The sequence below is a fragment of the Microbacterium sp. ARD31 genome, assembly GCF_031844425.1.
Map to the genome: position 1 here is coordinate 22,874 of NZ_JAUZVE010000017.1, position 16,634 is coordinate 39,507.

Consider the following 16,634-nt stretch of genomic DNA (forward strand, 5'->3'; position numbering starts at 1 on the left):
AGCTGATCACCCCTTCACTGCGCCGGAGGTGAGGCCGGCGACGATCTTGCGCTGGAACAGCAGGACGATGACGATCACCGGCAGAGTGACGATGACCGACGCCGTCGCGAGCTGCGCGTACGGCGGGTTGAACGGGTCGGGGCCGACGAAGAACGACATCTGCGCCGGGACCGTCCGGGAGGCGGTGGTGGAGGTGAGCGAGATCGCGAGCACGAACTCGTTCCACGCGAAGAAGAAGGTCAGGATCGCCGCGGTGAAGACGCCGGGTGCGGCGAGCGGCACGATGACCTTCCGGAAGGCCTGCCACGACGTGGCGCCGTCGACCTGGGCCGCCTGCTCCATCTCCCACGGGATCTCGCGGAAGAAGGCGGAGAGCGTCCAGATCGCCAGCGGCAGCGTGAAGGACATGTAGGGGATGATCAGGCCCGGCCAGGTGTTGAACAGGCCGAACGTGGTCCACATGTCGAAGAGCGGGCCGACGAGCGAGACCACCGGGAACATCGCGATCGCGAGCGCCAGGGAGAGCACCAGGCGCTTGCCCTTGAACTCCAGCCGGGCGATGGCGTACGCCGCCAGCGTCGCGAAGATGACCGACAGGATCGTGGCGATCAGCGCGATGCCGAACGAGTTGACCAGCGCCCGGGTGAAGTCCGGGTTGTCGAGGATCGCCTTGTAGTTGTCGATCGTCGGTTCCTTGGGCAGGAACTGCGGGCTGCCCGCACCCGTCTCGCCCTCGGACTTGAAGGACAGCGAGATGATCCACGCCACCGGGAACAGGCACCACAGCATGATCAGGACGAACCCGATCCAGGTGCCGACTGCGTTCTTGCCCTTCATCAGCCCTCACCCCTCGCCTGCGCCAGGTCGACGCGGAACAGCTTGACGATCAGCCATGCCAGCAGCAGGACCGACAGGAACAGCAGCACCGACATCGCCGATCCGAGCCCGAGCTGCATCTGCTCGATCACCTGCCGGTAGGTCAGGAACGAGATCGACTGCGTGCCCTCGGCGCCCTTGGTCATCACGAAGATGTTGTCGAAGATGCGGTAGGCGTCCAGGGCGCGGAAGAGGACGGCGACCATGATCGCGGCCCGCATGTTGGGCAGGATCACCTTGGTGAGCCGCTGGGTCCAGGTGGCGCCGTCGACCTTGGCGGCCTCGAGCATGTCCTCGCTGACCTGCGCCAGGCCGGCGAGCAGCAGCAACGCCATGAACGGCGTGGTCTTCCAGATCTCGGAGACCATGATCGCGAACATCGCGTGCGGGTAGTCGCCGAACCAGTTGGTGTCGTCGGCGATCCACGGCAGCCAGTTGAACCAGGAGTTCACGAACCCGTTGTTGAGGGAGAACGCGAACTGCCAGGCGAAGGCCGAGACCACGGTGATGATGCCGTAGGGGATCAGGATCGAGGTCCGCATCAGGCCGCGGGCGAAGACGATGCGGTGCATCACCATCGCGAACGCGAACCCGATGACGAGCTCGACCGCCACCGTCACCACCATGATCAGCAAGGTGGTACCGGTGCTCTTCCAGAACTGGTCGTCGCTGAGGATCGTCAGGTAGTTGTCGATCCCGACGAACGCCCGGTCGTCGGGCGCCGTGAGGCGGTAGCGGAAGAGCGAGAGGTAGAGCGCCTGGATCATCGGCCACGCGGTGACCAGGAGCATGAGCACGACGGCGGGCGCGACGAGCTTGAGCCCGAGCTTGTTCTCCGCCGCGCTGCGGTCGCTGGCCGCCTTCTTCGCAGCCTTCGTGACGTCCTTCTCCGGAGCGACGGTCGCGGTCACAGCAGGTCACCACCCTTCAGGACGTCCTCGATGAACGTCGTCGACCGCCCGGGGGTGTCGCCGTCGACCGACCGCGGCGGGTGCCAGATGTTCTGGATGGAGCCCGAGACGTCGCTCCAGTACGGCGTCACCGTGCGGGGAGCGGCCGCGTCGACGCTGTCCTGGAAGAGCTGCAGCAGCTCGGGCGGGAAGCTCTCCTTGAGCGCGGGGTACTCGTAGCCCTTGGTGCTGGCCGGCATGTTGCCGGTCATGTCGGCGTTGATGCCCTGCATCTCCGGCCCCACCAGGCAGGCCGCCGCCTCGAGGGCCTGCTCCTTCTGGTCGGAGTAGGCGCTGACGCCGATGCCGATGCCGCCGTAGGGCGGCCGGGACTCCTCGCCCTCCACCGTCTGCGGGTAGCGGGCGTAGCCGATGTCCTTGGCCACGTCGGGCGCGGTCTCGTCGTAGTTGTGCCAGATGTAGGTCCAGTTGACGAGGAACGACCCCTGGTCGGAGCCGAACGTCGAGCCGGCGGTGCCCTCGTTGGAGACGCTGAGGTCCGCGGGGGCCGCCTCGGACGAGGCGAGCTTCTCGATGATCTCGGCCGCCTTCTCGCCGGCGTCGTCGCCGATCGTGATCTTCGCGTCGACGCCCTCGGCGGCGTCCTCGAGGATGTGGCCGCCGGCGCCCTCGACGAGGGCGTTGATCCACACGACGTAGCCCTCGTACTTGTTGGCCTGCACGCCGATCTTGGCGTCGTTCTCGCTGGCCACGTCGATGATCTGGTCCCACGTCACCGGCTGGGACATGTCGATGCCCGCCTTCTCGACGAAGGACTTGCGGTACCAGAGGACCTGGGTGTTGGACCAGAACGGGAAGACGACCAGCTTGTCCTGCCACGTCGCGGCGTCCATCGCGCCCTGGAAGGTGCCCTGCTCCTCGAGCTGGGCCTTGGCGTCCTGAGGGACGTCGGCGAGGAAGCCGGCGTCCGCGAACTCGGCGGTGAACGGCGGGTCGAGGGACATCAGGTCGATCTCGGGGTCCTTGGCGGCGAGGCGTCGGGCCAGCTGGATGCGCTGCTGGCCGGCGTCCTGCGGGAGGACCTGGGTGGTGATCGTGTACTCGTCGGTCGAGCACTTCTCCGCGATGGCGGCCTGGCCGCCCGCGTCGGGGTTGATGTACCAGACCAGCTCGGGCGTGCCCCCCGAGCTGCCGCACGCGGTGAGGAGGCCGCTGGCGAGTGCCAGGGCCGCGAGCGGTGCCACTCCCCGTCTGCCCCTCGGCCGGCCTCGTTGCCGGATCGACGGTTCCCGTGACATCCGCACCCTCCCTCGTCTCGACTTGTGAACCTCTGGTCTAGTGGTCCTCGACACGTTTTGGCAACATGCATCCACACGTTCGGGTGCCTTCGGCATGAGTGAGGTCTGATGGCGGTCTGGCATGCCCCGGGGCGCATCAACCTCATCGGTGAGCACACCGACTACAACGACGGCTTCGTCCTGCCGATGGCCCTGCCGATGGGCTGCACGACCTCGGTCGAGGACGCCGACGACGGCTGGTCGGTGGTCTCCGCCCAGGCGTCGGGGACGGTCACGGTCGCCCCGTCGGGACTGGCCGACCGGGAGCAGGTGCCCGAGTGGGCGACGTACGTCCTGGGGGCGCTGTGGCTGCTCCACGACGACGGCGTGGACGTGCCCCCGCTCCTGATCTCGGTGGACTCCGACGTGCCCACGGGCGCGGGCCTGTCGTCGTCGGCGGCGCTCGTGTGCTCGGTGGTCTGCGCGCTCGACGAGCACCTCGGTCTCGGCCTCGACCCCTCGGGCCTGCTGTCCCTGAGCCGCCGCGTCGAGAACGACGCCGTCGGCGCGCCGACCGGCGGGATGGACCAGCTGGTCAGCCTGCGCGGCGAGGTCGGCCACGCCCTCTTCTGCGACATGCGCGACCTGACGTCGGAGGCCGTGCCCTTCGAGCCTGCCGCGAACGGGCTGACGCTGCTCGTCGTCGACACCCGCGCGCCGCACCGGCTCGTCGACGGGGAGTACGCCGCCCGCCGCCGCGGGTGCGAGGAGGCCGCCCGGCTGCTCGGGGTGCGCGCGCTCCGCGACGTGACCGATGCCGACGAGGCGGTCTCGCGCCTCGACGACGAGGAGCTCCAGCGCTACGTCCGCCACGTCGTCACCGAGGACGCCCGCGTCCTCGCGGCGGTCGAGGTGCTGCGGGCCGGGCGGATCGACGCCCTCGGGCCGCTGTTCACCGCGTCGCACGCCTCGATGCGCGACGACTTCCGGATCACCGTGCCGGACGTCGACACCGCGGCCGAGACCCTGCTGGCCGCGGGTGCGCTCGGGTCGCGGATGACCGGCGGCGGGTTCGGCGGCTGCGTGATCGGCCTGGTGCCCTCCGACGGCGTCAATGCCGCGGGTGAGGCCGTACGCCGTGCCTTCGCCGACGCCGGCCACGGCGAGCCGGCCCTGTTCACCGCCGAGGCGGCCGCGGGCGCCCGCGCCGTCACTGGCCTCTGAGTCGCGGGGTCAGGCTGAGGCCCGGGCGGCCGTGCGGGCGATCGCGTCGACGAAGGTGGGGAAGAGGTCGGCCGGCAGGTCGTGGCCCATGCCGTCGATGAGCACGAGCTCGGCGCCGGGGATGGCGGCCGCGGTGGACCGGCCACCGCTGACGTGCACCATCTTGTCGGCCGTGCCGTGGATCACCAGCGCCGGGACGCGGAGGCTGCGCAGCCGCGGCGTCCGGTCGCCCTGGGTGAGGATCGCCAGCATCTGGCGCACCACGCCGCTGGCGCTCACCCCGCGGTCGAACGTCTCGGTCGCGCGGGCGCGCAGCGCCTCGGGGTCGGAGGGGTAGGCCACCGAGCCGATCAGCGACCACATGGCCAGGCTGCTCTCGATGTAGGCGTCGCGACCCGCCTTGCGTGGCGCGATCAGCCGCGGCAGCAGGGCCGGGTGCTGCCAGCCGACCGTCCGGCGGCCGGTGGTGGAGCTGATGGACGACAGCGACCGCACCCGCGTGGGGTGCTCGACCGCGACGGTCTGCGCGATCATGCCGCCCATCGAGACGCCGACCAGGTGAGCGGACTCGAGGCCGAGGTGGTCGAGCAGGGCCACGGCGTCACCGGCGAGGTCGGACATGGAGTACGGCACCTTCGCCTTGCCGGTCGCGAACGCCCGCACCAGCTGGTCGCGGCGCACCGGGGCCTTGATGCGCGAGGACTTGCCCGTGTCGCGGTTGTCGTAGCGCACGACGTGGAAGCCGGCGCCCGCCAGCTGCTCGCAGAACACCTGGTCCCACCAGGTCATCGGACCGCTGAGGCCCATCACCAGCAGCAGCGGCTCGTCGTCCGGGTCGCCGAACGTCTGGTAGCAGAGCTCGACCTCGTTGCCGACCGGGGCGAGGAGCTCGTCGGACACGACGGGCGCCTGGGATGAGGAGCGGTGGGGCGGGTACATGTCCTCAGTGAACACGACGGCCGTCCCCAATAAAACGCAAAGTGGGTCACATCCCCGATCCCATGCGGGTTCTGGACTACGTTCGGGTGTTGTGACGCATCGCACAGTGGCCGGGTTCCTGACGCCGGACGGCTTCGTCCAGCCGTCGGTCGCGGCCGTGCTGCGTGAGGGCTGGGTCATCACCGAGGCCGGCAGGTACGCCGTGCACGCGCTCGCCTCGCGCGGCTCGCGTCGTACGCCGTGCGGCTCGCACCCGGTCCGGGCGAGCGAGCCGGTGCTGCTCGTGCCGGGGTTCCTCGCCGGCGACTCCTCCCTCGGTCCGATGAGCCGGACCCTGCGTCACCTCGGCCACCGGACCTACCGCGCCGACATCCGCGCCAACGTCGGCTGCACGCTCGCGGCCGCTGCCCAGCTGGAGGAGCGGCTCGAGGGCCTGGCGCAGCGTCGCGGCTCCCGGGTGCGCATCGTCGGCCACAGCCTCGGCGGGATGCTCGCCCGGGGCGTCGCGGCCCGCCGGCCGGACCTGGTGGCGGGGATCGTCACCATGGGCAGCCCGATGCTCGCCCCCGGTGCCCACCACGTCTCCCTGGCCCGCAGCGTCGACCTGCTCGTCCGGCTCAACCGTGCGGGGCTGCGCAACCTCATGGCCGAGGACTGCGTGGCCGGCTCGTGCGCCCAGGAGAGCTTCGACCAGGCCCGCGCGGCGCTGCCCGCGGAGGTCGACTTCACCGCGATCTACTCCCGCCGCGACGGCATCGTCGACTGGCGGGCCTGCATCGACCCGCTCGCCCGTGCGGTGGAGGTGCGGTCCTCCCACCTGGGCATGGCGTTCGACCCGGCCGTCATCGCCGCCGTGTCGGAGGCGCTGCGACCGGCCGCGCCGTCAGTTGTCGAAGTCGATCGCGGAGAAATCGCGTAGCTTCTCCAGCCGGTGCTCGGCGGTGATCGACCGGATCGTGCCGCTGCGCGAGCGCATCACCAGGGAGTGCGTCGTGACGCCGTCGCCGCGGTAGCGGACGCCGCGCATGAGCTCGCCGTCGGTGATGCCGGTCGCCACGAAGAACGCGTCGTCGCCGGTGACCAGGTCGTCGGTGCCGAGGACGTGGTCGGCGTCGAGGTCGTGGCCCGCGTCGAGCGCGCGCTGCCGCTCCTCGTCGTCCTGGGGCCACAGCCGCCCCTGGATCTTGCCACCGAGGCACTTCATCGCGCAGGCCGCGATGATCCCCTCGGGGGTGCCGCCGACGCCGAGGAGCAGGTCGACGCCGGTGTCGGGACGTGCCGCCATGATCGCGCCGGCGACGTCGCCGTCGGCGATGTACTTGATCCGCGCGCCCGTCTCCCGGATGTCCTCCACCAGCTTGGCGTGGCGCGGGCGGTCGAGGAGCACGACGGTGACGTCGTGGCTGGACAGGCCCTTCGCCTTCGCCACACGGGCGATGTTCTCCTTGACCGGCATCCGGATGTCGACGACGTCCGCCGCCTCGGGTCCGGTCACGAGCTTCTCCATGTAGAAGACCGCGCTGGGGTCGTACATCGAGCCGCGCGGGGAGACCGCGAGCACCGAGATCGCGTTGTTCATGCCCTTCGCGGTCAGGGTGGTGCCGTCGATCGGGTCGACCGCCACGTCGCACTCGGGACCGGTGCCGTCGCCGACCTCCTCGCCGTTGAACAGCATCGGCGCGTTGTCCTTCTCGCCCTCGCCGATCACGACCGTGCCGCGCATGCCGATGGTCGAGATCATCACGCGCATCGCGTTGACCGCCACGCCGTCCGCGTCGTTCTTGTCGCCGCGTCCGACCCAGCGACCGGCCGCCATGGCGGCGGCCTCGGTGACCCGCACCAGCTCGAGGGCGAGGTTGCGATCGGGCTTCGTGGCAGTCATGGCGCGCATGTTATCGGCCGGGTCGGGCGGGTCGGTCGCGCGCTCCGTACCTGCTCACGGCCGTGGCCTTGGCCGACAGCCAGACCTCCCGGCCGGGCACCAGCTCCAGCTCCGCGGCGGCCGCGGGGGTGACGTCGGCGAGCAGGTCGGGGGAGGCGTGCACCAGCAGGCGTACGGCGTCGCCGTGCGGCGCGAGCGTGCCCACCCGGCCGTGCCAGTGCAGGCGGCTCGACCCCTCGGGCTCGGTCAGCGAGACCACGACCGCGTCGGGCGTGAAGGCCAGCAGGTCCTCGCCGTCCGGGACCAGGTTGAGCCCGACCAGCCGGGCGACGTGCGACGTGCGGGGCTCCGCGGCGACCTCGGCCGGCGGACCCACCTGCGCCACCCGCCCCTCGTCGAGGACCAGCACCCGGTCGGCGAGGGTCAGCGCGTCGATGGCGTCGTGGGTGACCAGGAGCGCGATGCCCGGGAAGTCGCGGAGGTGGCGGCCGAGCTCGATGCGCAGCGCCATCTGGACCGACACGTCGAGGCCGGTGAACGGCTCGTCGAGGAGGAGGACGTCGGGGTCGGTGGCCAGGGCGCGGGCGATCGCGACCCGCTGCGCCTGCCCGCCGGAGAGCTCGCGCGGCTTGCGGTCGGCGAGGTCGGCGATGCCGAAGCGCTCCAGCCAGTCGCGGGCGACCGCCTCCGCGGCCGCCCGGCCCTGGCCGCGGGCGCGCAGCCCGAAGGCGACGTTGTCGGCGGCCGTGAGGTGGGGGAAGAGCAGCTGGCCCTGGAAGACGAGCCCGACGCGTCGCTCGCGCACCGGCATCCGCAGCAGGTCGGTGCCGCCGAGGAGGGCGGTCCCCTCGGCGCCGACGAGCCCCGCCAGCGCGTGCAGCAGGGTGCTCTTGCCCGACCCGTTGGGCCCGATCACCGCCAGCACCTCCCCGGGCTCGGCGGTGAAGGTCGCGTCGACCCGCCCGGCCACCCGGAGGTCGGCCTCCAGCCGCGCCGTCATGGGGTGCCCAGCCAGTGGTCGCGCAGCGCGACGAGCACGCCGATGGAGACCAGCAGCATGACCAGGCTGAGCGACAGCGCGGCGTCCTGGTCGGCCTGCCGGGTGACGTAGATGAGGGTCGGCATCGTCTGGGTCGTGCCGGGGTAGTTGCCGTTGAAGGTGATCGTGGCGCCGAACTCGCCGAGCGAGCGCGCCCACCCGAGGACCGTGCCGGCGACCACGCCGGGCAGCGCCAGCGGGACGGTGACCCGGCGGAACGTCGTCCAACGGGTGGCGCCGAGCGTCGCGGCAGCGTCGTCGTACCGCGGGTCGGCCGAGCGCAGCGCGCCCTCGATGGCGATCACCACGAACGGCATGGACACGAAGACGTGCGCCAGCACGACGCCGTACGTCGTGAAGGGGAAGGCGAAGCCGGTCCACTCCAGCAGCGGCTGGCCGACCACGCCGGTGCGCCCGAACGCGCTGCGCAGCGCTACGCCGGCGACGACGGGAGGCAGCACGAGGGGCACGGTGACGAGGGCGCGCAGCGCGCCGCGGCCGCGGAAGTCGACGCGCGCGAGCAGCCACGCCAGCGGGAGGCCCAGCACCAGGCAGCACGCGATCGCGACCGTCGAGGTGACCAGGGAGAGGCGCAGGGCATCGAGGGCGGCGGTCGAGGTGAGGTGGCCGGGCAGCTCCTGCCAGCTCGTGCTCGCGACCATCGCCATCAGCGGCACGAGGAGCAGCAGCGTGGCGAGGGCCGCCGGCGCCACCAGCAGCGCGGGCGGGCGCCCGAGGCGGTCCCTCACGGCCGGCCGAAGCCGGCGTCGGCGAGGATGGCCCGGCCCTCCTCCGACGTCACCCACGCGACCCAGTCCGCGGCGAGGTCGGCGTCCGAGGCCTGCTCCAGCGTCGTGGCGTAGTAGGAGGTGGGCTGCTCCTCCGCGCCGGGGATCTCGACAGCGTCCACCTCGTCCGCCGCGGCGACGGCGTCGGTGGCGTAGACCAGGCCGGCATCAGCCTCGCCGGAGACCACCTTGTCGAGCGCGGCGCGCACGTCCTCCTCGAGGCTCGCCGGCTCCGCCGTGACGCCGCCGGCGTCGAGCACCGCGACGGCGACCTTGCCGCACGGGACCTCGTCGGCGCACCGGACCCACGTCGCGTCGGCGAGGTCGTCGAGCGACTCCACGCCGCCGGGGTTGCCCTGCGGCACCACGATCGTCAGCACGTTGGTCGCGAACGTCTCCACCTCGCCCGTGACCCCGGCGTCCTCGGCGAGCCCCATCGACGTGGCGTCAGCGGTGGCCAGGACGTCACCGGGGGCGCCGTCGGCGACCTGCTCGGCGAGGTCGGTGCTGGAGCCGAAGGAGAAGGTGACGTCGGCGTCGTGCTCCTCCTCGAACGGCGTCGCCAGCTGCTCGAAGACGTCGGTCAGCGACGCGGCGGCCAGCACGGTGAGCCGGGTCGGCTCCCCGGCGGAGCCGTCGCTGCCGCACGCCGCCACCGGCAGCACGAGGGCCAGGGCGAGGGCGGGCACGGCACGCCTCACCGGGGGACCTCCACCACGACGTTGGTCGACTTGACGCTGGCGATGGCGCGCACGCCCGGCTCCAGGCCGAGCTCGTCGGCGGCGTCGCTGCTCATGAGCGACACGACCCGGTAGGGGCCGCAGATCATCTCCACCTGGGCCATCACGTGGTCGCGCTTGACCCGCGTGACGATCCCGCTCATCCGGTTGCGGGCGCTCACCGAGCTGGCGCGGGTGCGGTCGCGCTCGGTCGTCTCGGCGTGCTCCACGAGGTGCTCGGCGAACAGGGCGAGGTCCGGGCCCGCCACCGTGGCGCGGCCGTCGGTGGTGCGGGACGGCAGCCGGCCCGCCTCCACCCAGCGGCGTACGGTGTCGTCGCTGACGGCGAGGATCTCGGCCGCCTCCGCGATCCGGTAGGTGATCACGCGAGCAGTATGCCGCACCTGCGGCTATCAGAGGTGATTGCTGCCGCAGTCGCGGACGACCGTGCCCGGTCGTGGGAGCGTGGGGTCCGGCTGGGAGAATGGGGCACGTGAGTGAGCAGCCCAGCCGATACACCCGCTCGTTCAGCGGCATGACCGGCGCGCTGATCGTGACCGTGGTGTTCGTGCTGGCCTTCGTGACCTGGCGCGGGCTGTTCCGCGGGGACACCGACGACACCCCGGCCGCGGTCGACTGGCAGGCCAGCGTCCGGCTCGCCGAGGACGCCGGCTACCGGGCCGTGCACCCGCGTGAGCTGCCGGCCGGCTGGATCGCGACCAGCGTCGACCCGCTGTTCGCCCGTGACGACCCGCGCTGGGGCCTCGGCGTCCTCACCGACGACGGCTCGTTCATCGGCATCCGGCAGCAGGACGCCTCCGTCGCCGAGCTCGTGGAGGAGTACGTCGACGAGAAGGCCGACGCCGGCGAGGACGCGACCGTCACCTCCGAGATCACCGACACGTGGCAGACCTGGTCCGACGCGGGTGGCGACCACGGCTTCTCGACGGAGCTCGGCGACGAGACGCTCCTGGTCTACGGCTCGGCCCCGGTGGCGGACATCGAGGCCTACCTCGGCCTGCTGACGCGCTAGTCCTCGGCGCCCATCGCCTCGTCCAGTCGCTGGCGCGCGCCGTCGAGCCACGCCTGGCAGACCTTGGCCAGCGCCTCGCCGCGCTCCCAGAGCTCGAGCGACTCCTCGAGGGTCGTGCCGCCCGCCTCCAGGGTGCGCACCACCTCGACGAGCTCCTCGCGAGCCTCCTCGTAGCTGGGCTGCGGGCCGGTGGCGTCACTCATCGGGGTCCTCCATCAGGGTGGCTGCTTCGATGCGGTCGGTGGTGGCGTGGACACGGCCGTCGGCGACCCGCACCGAGACGGCGGCGCCGACGGCGGCCTGCTCGACGGACGTGACCACGTGGCCGTCGGCGTCCTGGAGGACGGCGTACCCGCGGCGGAGGGTGGCCAGCGGCGACAGCGCCTGGGCCCGGGCGCGCTGGTGGCCGATGTCGTCGGCGGCGCGGTCGAGCCGGTGCGACAGCGTGCGCCGGGCGCGCGCGAGGAGCTCGTCGAGCTCCTCGGAGCGGGCGGTGAGCAGGTTGCGGGGGTCGGCCATCGCCGGCCGGGAGCGGACCTGCGCCAGCCACTCCTGCTCGCGGCCGATGCGCTGGGTGATGAGCTGGCGGAGCCGGTCGCGCGCCCAGGCCACGCCGCTGGCCTCCTCGGCCATGTCGGGCACCACCAGCTTGGCCGCATCGGTGGGGGTGGACGCGCGGACGTCGGCGACGAGGTCGAGCAGCGGCTGGTCGGGCTCGTGGCCGATCGCGGACACGACGGGCGTGCGCATCGCGTGGACGGCACGGACCAGCGCCTCGTCGGAGAACGGGAGGAGGTCCTCGATCGAGCCGCCGCCGCGCGCGACCACGATGACGTCGACCTCGACGTGGCGCTCGAGGCGGTCGAGGGCCTCCATCACCTCGGCCGCCGAGCGGGTGCCCTGCATGGCGGCATAGGCCACCTCGAACTGCACTGCCGGCCAGCGGCGGCGGGAGTTCTCCAGCACGTCGCGCTCGGCGGCGCTGTTGGGGGCGGTCACCAGGCCCACGCGAGAGGGCAGGAAGGGCAGGTCCCGCTTGAGCTCGGGCGCGAAGAGCCCCTCGGCGGCGAGCAGCTGGCGGCGCCGCTCGAGCCGGGCGAGGAGCTCGCCGAGCCCGACCATCCGGATCTCCCGCGCGGCCAGCGAGAAGGAGCCGCGGTTGGCGTAGAAGCTGGGCCGGGCGTGCACGACGACACTGGCGCCCTCGACGAGGGGCGGGTTCATCGAGTCGAAGAGCGAGCGCGTGCAGGTCAGCGTGACGGAGATGTCGGCGACCGTGTCGCGCAGCGTCATGAAGACGGTGCCGACCCCCGGGCGCCGGTTGACCTGGGCGACCTGGCCCTCGACCCACACGCCGCCGAGCTTGTCGATCCACTGCGCGACGGCGTTGGCGACCGCTCGCACCGGGGCCGGGGAGTCGGCCGTGGCGTCGCGGAGGGAGGGCACGCGGCGAGGATAGGGGAGTGCGGGGACACCTCCGTAGACTCGGCCCCATGAGCACCGACCTCGGCCTGCCCCCGGTCCTGGACCCCGAGACCGCCAAGAACGTCCTGCTGGCGGCCCCGCGCGGCTACTGCGCCGGCGTCGACCGGGCCGTGATCACCGTGGAGAAGGCCCTCGACCTCTACGGCGCACCGGTCTACGTGCGCAAGCAGATCGTCCACAACAAGCACGTGGTGGCCAACCTCGAGTCGCGTGGCGCGATCTTCGTCGAGGAGCTCGACGAGGTCCCCGAGGGGCAGACGGTCGTCTTCTCCGCGCACGGCGTCTCCCCGGCCGTGCACGCCCAGGCCGCCGACCGCGGGCTGAAGACCATCGACGCCACCTGCCCCCTGGTCACGAAGGTGCACCACGAGGCCAAGCGCTTCGCGGGCGACGACTACGACATCCTGCTGATCGGGCACGAGGGGCACGAGGAGGTCGAGGGCACCGCCGGCGAGGCGCCCGACCACATCCAGCTCGTGCAGAGCCCGGCTGATGTCGCGCACATCGAGGTGCGCGACCCGGCCAAGGTGGCGTGGCTGTCCCAGACCACGCTCAGCGTCGACGAGACCCTCGAGACCGTCGCCGCCATCCGGGAGAAGTTCCCGCTGCTGCTCGACCCGCCGAGCGACGACATCTGCTACGCGACGCAGAACCGCCAGCTGGCGATCAAGGAGATCTCCGCCGACGCCGACCTCGTCATCGTGGTCGGCTCGCGCAACTCGTCGAACTCCGTGCGACTCGTCGAGGTGGCGCTCGAGGCGGGCGCCAAGGCGTCGTACCTCGTCGACGACCACACCGAGATCGACGAGGCCTGGCTCGAGGGTGTCGAGACGGTGTCGGTCACCTCGGGCGCCTCGGTGCCGGAGGACCTCGTCGAGGGCGTGCTGGCCTTCCTGTCGGAGCGCGGCTACCCCGATGCCCGGGCCGTGCACTCGGCCGAGGAGTCGCTGATCTTCGCGCTCCCGCCCGAGCTGCGTCGCGACCTGCGCGCCGCGCAGAAGGCCTGAGCCGTGGCCCGCTACCTCGACATCCACCCCGACAACCCGCAGCCGCGGCTGGTCACCCAGGTCGTCGAAGCGCTGCGCGACGACCAGCTGATCGCCTACCCGACCGACTCCGGCTACGCCCTCGGCGCGCAGCTCGGCAACCGGGAGGGTCGTGACCGGATCCTGAGGATCCGGGAGCTCGACGACCGCCACCACTTCACCCTGATGTGCAAGGACTTCGCCCAGCTGGGGCAGTTCGTCCACGTTGACAACGCGGCGTTCCGGGCGATCAAGGCGGCGACGCCCGGCCCCTACACGTTCATCCTCCCCGCCACCGGCGAGGTGCCGAAGCGGCTGATGCACCCCAAGAAGCGCACAGTCGGCGTCCGGATCCCCGACCACAGGCTCGTGTGCGCGCTGCTCGAGGAGCTCGGCGAGCCGATCCTCACCAGCACCCTGATCCTCCCCGGCGAGACCGAGGCCCGCACGATGGGCTGGGAGATCAAGGAGGACCTCGACCACGTCGTCGACGTGGTGGTCGAGTCGGGCGAGGTCACGGCCGAGCCGACGTCGGTGATCGACTGGTCCGACGCGGAGCCTGTCGTCGTACGCCACGGGGCGGGCGACGTGTCGCGCTTCGAGGCTTGACCGGGCACTTCCTCGCGCTGGGGAGGACTGAGCGGGCGCTTCCTCGCGCTGGAATCGCCCGGTCGGCGGGGTGTAGCGCGAGGAAACGCCCGGTCAGCCGGCCTGCCGGCCCAGCTCGCGCTCGAGCTCGGCCGCGATCCCGGCCGCGGACTCCTGCCGCAGCCGCCACGCCAGCCAGCCCAGGCACAGGGCGTAGCCGGCGAACAGGGCGACCCCGTGGGTGGCGACTCCCGAGACCACGGCCTGGAAGACGCTGTCGCGCGGGTCGGCGACCACGTCGCGGGCGACGAGGGCGATGAAGGTGAAGACGAGCGTCATCAGGACCGGCGGCAGCAGCGCGACGACGTAGAAGTCGCGGCGGCGCACCAGCGCGGCCAGCCCGAGGCACAGGGCGACGAAGCACAGGTCGAAGAAGAGCGTCAGCCTGCCGGAGAGCAGCATGTCGACGCTGACCGCGGTCAGCGTGAGGGCAACCCCGAGGGACACCACCTGGCGGCTGGGCTCGCGCCCGACCTGCCAGGGTGTCCGCCCGAACGTGTCGGCCTGCGTCACGACGCTCAACCTAGGCCCGCGGTCAGGCGCCCTCGGCGCGGCGCGCCGGAGCCGGGTCGGGCGGCTGGAGCGCGGTCGCGTCGGGCTGGTCGTCGGTGAGGAGGTCGTCGATCAGGGCGAGCTCGGGGGCGGCGGGCGTGCGCGGGCGGCTCTCCACCTGGCGCGGCTCGTCGAGGGGCTCGGAGGTCACGCCGAGGTCGGCGAAGCGTCGCGCGGACACCAGGACACGCCCCTCAAGCGACCCCATCGCCTGGTTGTAGGCCACCACGCTCGCGTTGAGCGAGCGGCCCACCCGGTCGAGGTGGCCGGCCATCGACCCGAGGCGTGCGTGCAGCTCCCGGCCGAGCCGCTGCACCTGCTGGGCCTGCTCGTTGAGCACCTCGTGCTGCCAGCCCTGCGCCACCGTGCGCAGGAGCGCGATCAGCGTCGACGGGGTGGCGAGCACGACGTTCTTCGCGGTGGCCTGCTCGATCAGGTCGGGCACGGCCTGCAGCGCCGCCTGCAGGATCGACTCGCCGGGCAGGAACAGCACCACGAACTCGGGGGTGCGTGCCTGCGCCTCCCAGTAGCGCCGGGAGCCGAGGTCGGCGACGTGCTTGCGCACGTGCTCGCCGAGCCGGGTGAGGGCACGCTCGTGCTCCTCCGGGTCGTCGCTGCCAGTGAGGTCGAGGAACGCCGCGAGCGGGGCCTTGGCATCGACCGCGATCGTCCGGCCGCCGGCCAGCGAGACGACCAGGTCGGGGCGCAGCCGGCCGTCGTCGTAGGTCACCTGCTCGGCGAAGTCGCAGTGGTCGACCAGCCCGGCCAGCTCGACGGTGCGACGCAGGTGCAGCTCGCCCCACTGCCCGCGCACCTGCGGCTTGCGCAGCGCCGAGGCCAGCGTCGTCGTCTCCCGCCGCAGCGTGTCGGTGGAGTGGCGCATCTCGGCGACCTGCTGGTTGAGCTGGGCCTGCCAGGCGACGCGGTCGTGGGCGAGGTCGCTGAGCTGGTCCTGGAGGCGGTCGAGGCCGTCCTGCACCACGGCGTGGTCGGCGACCCGCTGCTCGAGGGCGGCCAGGGCGGCGTCGTCGGCGGGGCGGCTGCGCGACCACAGCACGCCGATCACCGTGCCCAGCGCGAGGCCGACGGCGAGGACCAGCGCCAGGGTGAGCAACAGGGGGAAGGTGTCCATGTCGCCAGCATGGGGCCGACCACCGACAGTCGGTGGGAGCCGGGCGCCGTGGGCGTCGAGCGGGGGTGGCGGGTCAGGCGCCCCGGAAGGTGCGCCGGTACGCCGACGGCGAGACGCCGACGCTGGCGCGGAGGTGCTGGCGCAGCGAGGCGGCGGTGCCCATCCCCGCGCGGGCGGCGACCTGGTCGACGGGCAGGTCGGTCGCCTCGAGGAGGTGCTGCGCGTGCCGGATCCGCTGCTGGGTGAGCCACGCCCCCGGCGACTGCCCGGTCTCCTCGCGGAAGCGCCGGGTGAAGGTCCGCACGCTCATCGACGCCTGCCGGGCCAGGGTCGCCACGTCGAGCGGGTGGTGCAGGTGGGCCTGCGCCCAGGCGCGTACGTCGCTGGTCGTCTCGTCGCTGCTGCGCGGGACGTGCCGCTCGATGAACTGCGCCTGGCCGCCGTCGCGCCACGGCGGCACCACCATGTGGCGGGCCACGGCGTTGGCGACCGCCGTGCCGTGGTCGGTCCGCACGAGGTGCAGGCAGAGGTCGATGCCCGCGCTCAACCCGGCGGAGGTCAGCACCCGGCCGTCGTCGGTGAAGAGCACGTCCTCGTCGAGCGCGACGGAGGGGTGCAGGCGGCGGAGGTCGTCGGCGTACTTCCAGTGCGTGGTCGCGCGGTGCCCGTCGAGGATCCCGGCCGCGGCGAGGACGAAGGCGCCGGTGCAGATCGACACCCAGCGGGCGTCGGCAGGCACGGTGGCGAGCGCGGCGCGCAGGTCGTCGGGCAGCGAGCCGTCGCGGCGCGGGCCGGCGACCTGGGTGCCGGGCACGATCACGGTCTGCGCCGTGGCGAGCGCCTCGACGCCCGCGGAGGGCGCGATGGCGTACCCCTTGCTGGTGGCGACGGGGGCGTCGTCGACGCTCACGACCTGCACGTCGTAGAGGGGGTCGCCGGCGGCGTCGACCGCCTCGCCGAGGACCTGCGGCGGGATGGTGAGGTCGTAGCCGATGACCGGCGGGATCGCGAGCACCACGACGCGGTGCGGGGACGTCATGGCCGGATTCTTGCACATGTTGGCATTCGGGCCACTCGTGGCCCGGACGCGACGTCCGTGACGCT

The 16,634-nt window shown here is 72.4% G+C and carries 19 protein-coding genes; 5 read left to right on the plus strand and 14 right to left on the minus strand.

Going from position 1 to position 16,634, the window contains the following annotated elements:
* Positions 1–6 precede the first annotated feature (6 nt).
* Genes Q9S36_RS28845 through Q9S36_RS28855 form a run of 3 tightly spaced genes read right to left on the minus strand, consistent with a single transcriptional unit; the run spans position 7 to position 3,031 of the window.
* Entirely contained in the window at positions 7–837 is an 831-nt protein-coding gene (locus Q9S36_RS28845) for a carbohydrate ABC transporter permease (protein ID WP_311288267.1), read from the minus strand.
* A complete protein-coding gene (locus Q9S36_RS28850; RefSeq protein ID WP_311288268.1) occupies positions 837–1,787 on the minus strand; it encodes a sugar ABC transporter permease in 951 nt (316 codons plus the stop codon). The genes Q9S36_RS28845 and Q9S36_RS28850 overlap by 1 nt, the downstream gene beginning before the upstream one ends.
* The gene (locus Q9S36_RS28855) at positions 1,784–3,031 is read right to left on the minus strand and encodes an extracellular solute-binding protein (protein ID WP_311288269.1); all 1,248 of its coding nucleotides are present in this window, start codon (positions 3,029–3,031) and stop codon (positions 1,784–1,786) included. The genes Q9S36_RS28850 and Q9S36_RS28855 overlap by 4 nt, the downstream gene beginning before the upstream one ends.
* Positions 3,032–3,193: 162 nt before the next feature.
* Between Q9S36_RS28855 and galK the strand changes: the two genes are divergently transcribed.
* Complete coding sequence (gene galK / locus Q9S36_RS28860) at positions 3,194–4,288, plus strand: galactokinase (protein WP_311288270.1); 1,095 nt, start codon at positions 3,194–3,196, stop codon at positions 4,286–4,288.
* Between the two features lie 9 nt (positions 4,289–4,297).
* Here the strand turns inward: galK and Q9S36_RS28865 are convergent, their stop codons facing one another.
* Positions 4,298–5,188 carry an alpha/beta fold hydrolase gene (locus Q9S36_RS28865; RefSeq protein WP_311288271.1) on the minus strand — a complete coding sequence of 297 codons (891 nt, stop codon included), beginning with the start codon at positions 5,186–5,188 and terminating at the stop codon, positions 4,298–4,300.
* 130 nt (positions 5,189–5,318) lie between these two features.
* Between Q9S36_RS28865 and Q9S36_RS28870 the strand changes: the two genes are divergently transcribed.
* A complete protein-coding gene (locus tag Q9S36_RS28870; protein WP_311288272.1) occupies positions 5,319–6,146 on the plus strand; it encodes an alpha/beta fold hydrolase in 828 nt (275 codons plus the stop codon).
* Here the strand turns inward: Q9S36_RS28870 and glpX are convergent.
* The 5 genes from glpX to Q9S36_RS28895 are packed head-to-tail and all read right to left on the minus strand — an operon-like array spanning position 6,111 to position 10,041.
* Positions 6,111–7,109: a class II fructose-bisphosphatase gene (glpX, locus tag Q9S36_RS28875; RefSeq protein ID WP_311288273.1), complete on the minus strand. Its 999-nt coding sequence runs from the start codon at positions 7,107–7,109 to the stop codon at positions 6,111–6,113. The genes Q9S36_RS28870 and glpX overlap by 36 nt on opposite strands.
* 10 nt (positions 7,110–7,119) lie before the next feature.
* On the minus strand, positions 7,120–8,109 hold the full coding sequence (locus tag Q9S36_RS28880) for an ABC transporter ATP-binding protein (protein WP_311288274.1): 990 nt from the start codon (positions 8,107–8,109) through the stop codon (positions 7,120–7,122).
* On the minus strand, positions 8,106–8,897 hold the full coding sequence (modB, locus tag Q9S36_RS28885) for a molybdate ABC transporter permease subunit (protein ID WP_311288275.1): 792 nt from the start codon (positions 8,895–8,897) through the stop codon (positions 8,106–8,108). Before modB ends, Q9S36_RS28880 begins: the two co-directional genes overlap by 4 nt.
* Positions 8,894–9,625 (minus strand): molybdate ABC transporter substrate-binding protein, encoded by a 732-nt coding sequence (gene modA, locus Q9S36_RS28890; protein ID WP_311288276.1) that lies wholly within the window; start codon positions 9,623–9,625, stop codon positions 8,894–8,896. Before modA ends, modB begins: the two co-directional genes overlap by 4 nt.
* Before the next feature lie 8 nt (positions 9,626–9,633).
* Positions 9,634–10,041 (minus strand): TOBE domain-containing protein, encoded by a 408-nt coding sequence (locus tag Q9S36_RS28895; RefSeq protein ID WP_311288277.1) that lies wholly within the window; start codon positions 10,039–10,041, stop codon positions 9,634–9,636.
* Positions 10,042–10,148: 107 nt separating this feature from the next.
* Here Q9S36_RS28895 and Q9S36_RS28900 point away from each other — a divergent pair, with 107 nt between their 5' ends.
* Complete coding sequence (locus Q9S36_RS28900) at positions 10,149–10,688, plus strand: DUF4245 domain-containing protein (RefSeq protein WP_311288278.1); 540 nt, start codon at positions 10,149–10,151, stop codon at positions 10,686–10,688.
* Here the strand turns inward: Q9S36_RS28900 and Q9S36_RS28905 are convergent.
* Both Q9S36_RS28905 and xseA read right to left on the minus strand, forming a co-directional pair.
* Positions 10,685–10,891 carry an exodeoxyribonuclease VII small subunit gene (locus Q9S36_RS28905; RefSeq protein WP_311288279.1) on the minus strand — a complete coding sequence of 69 codons (207 nt, stop codon included), beginning with the start codon at positions 10,889–10,891 and terminating at the stop codon, positions 10,685–10,687. The two genes, Q9S36_RS28900 and Q9S36_RS28905, sit on opposite strands and share 4 nt — an antisense overlap.
* Positions 10,884–12,134, minus strand: a complete 1,251-nt coding sequence (gene xseA, locus Q9S36_RS28910; RefSeq protein WP_311288280.1) for an exodeoxyribonuclease VII large subunit — start codon at positions 12,132–12,134, stop codon at positions 10,884–10,886. The genes Q9S36_RS28905 and xseA overlap by 8 nt, the downstream gene beginning before the upstream one ends.
* A 47-nt stretch (positions 12,135–12,181) precedes the next feature.
* On the opposite strand from xseA, the gene Q9S36_RS28915 reads away from it, so the two are divergent.
* Positions 12,182–13,180 carry a 4-hydroxy-3-methylbut-2-enyl diphosphate reductase gene (locus tag Q9S36_RS28915; RefSeq protein ID WP_311288281.1) on the plus strand — a complete coding sequence of 333 codons (999 nt, stop codon included), beginning with the start codon at positions 12,182–12,184 and terminating at the stop codon, positions 13,178–13,180.
* Positions 13,181–13,183: 3 nt separating this feature from the next.
* On the plus strand, positions 13,184–13,807 hold the full coding sequence (locus tag Q9S36_RS28920; RefSeq protein ID WP_311288282.1) for an L-threonylcarbamoyladenylate synthase: 624 nt from the start codon (positions 13,184–13,186) through the stop codon (positions 13,805–13,807).
* 93 nt (positions 13,808–13,900) lie between these two features.
* On the opposite strand, the gene Q9S36_RS28925 is transcribed toward Q9S36_RS28920, so the two are convergent.
* The 3 genes from Q9S36_RS28925 to Q9S36_RS28935 form a co-directional block, all read right to left on the minus strand.
* Complete coding sequence (locus tag Q9S36_RS28925; RefSeq protein ID WP_311288283.1) at positions 13,901–14,359, minus strand: DUF6542 domain-containing protein; 459 nt, start codon at positions 14,357–14,359, stop codon at positions 13,901–13,903.
* Between the two features lie 22 nt (positions 14,360–14,381).
* Positions 14,382–15,530, minus strand: coding sequence for a DNA recombination protein RmuC (locus Q9S36_RS28930; RefSeq protein ID WP_311288284.1), 1,149 nt, complete (start codon positions 15,528–15,530; stop codon positions 14,382–14,384).
* 73 nt (positions 15,531–15,603) lie between these two features.
* Positions 15,604–16,569: a helix-turn-helix domain-containing protein gene (locus tag Q9S36_RS28935; RefSeq protein WP_311288285.1), complete on the minus strand. Its 966-nt coding sequence runs from the start codon at positions 16,567–16,569 to the stop codon at positions 15,604–15,606.
* Positions 16,570–16,634 lie beyond the last annotated feature (65 nt).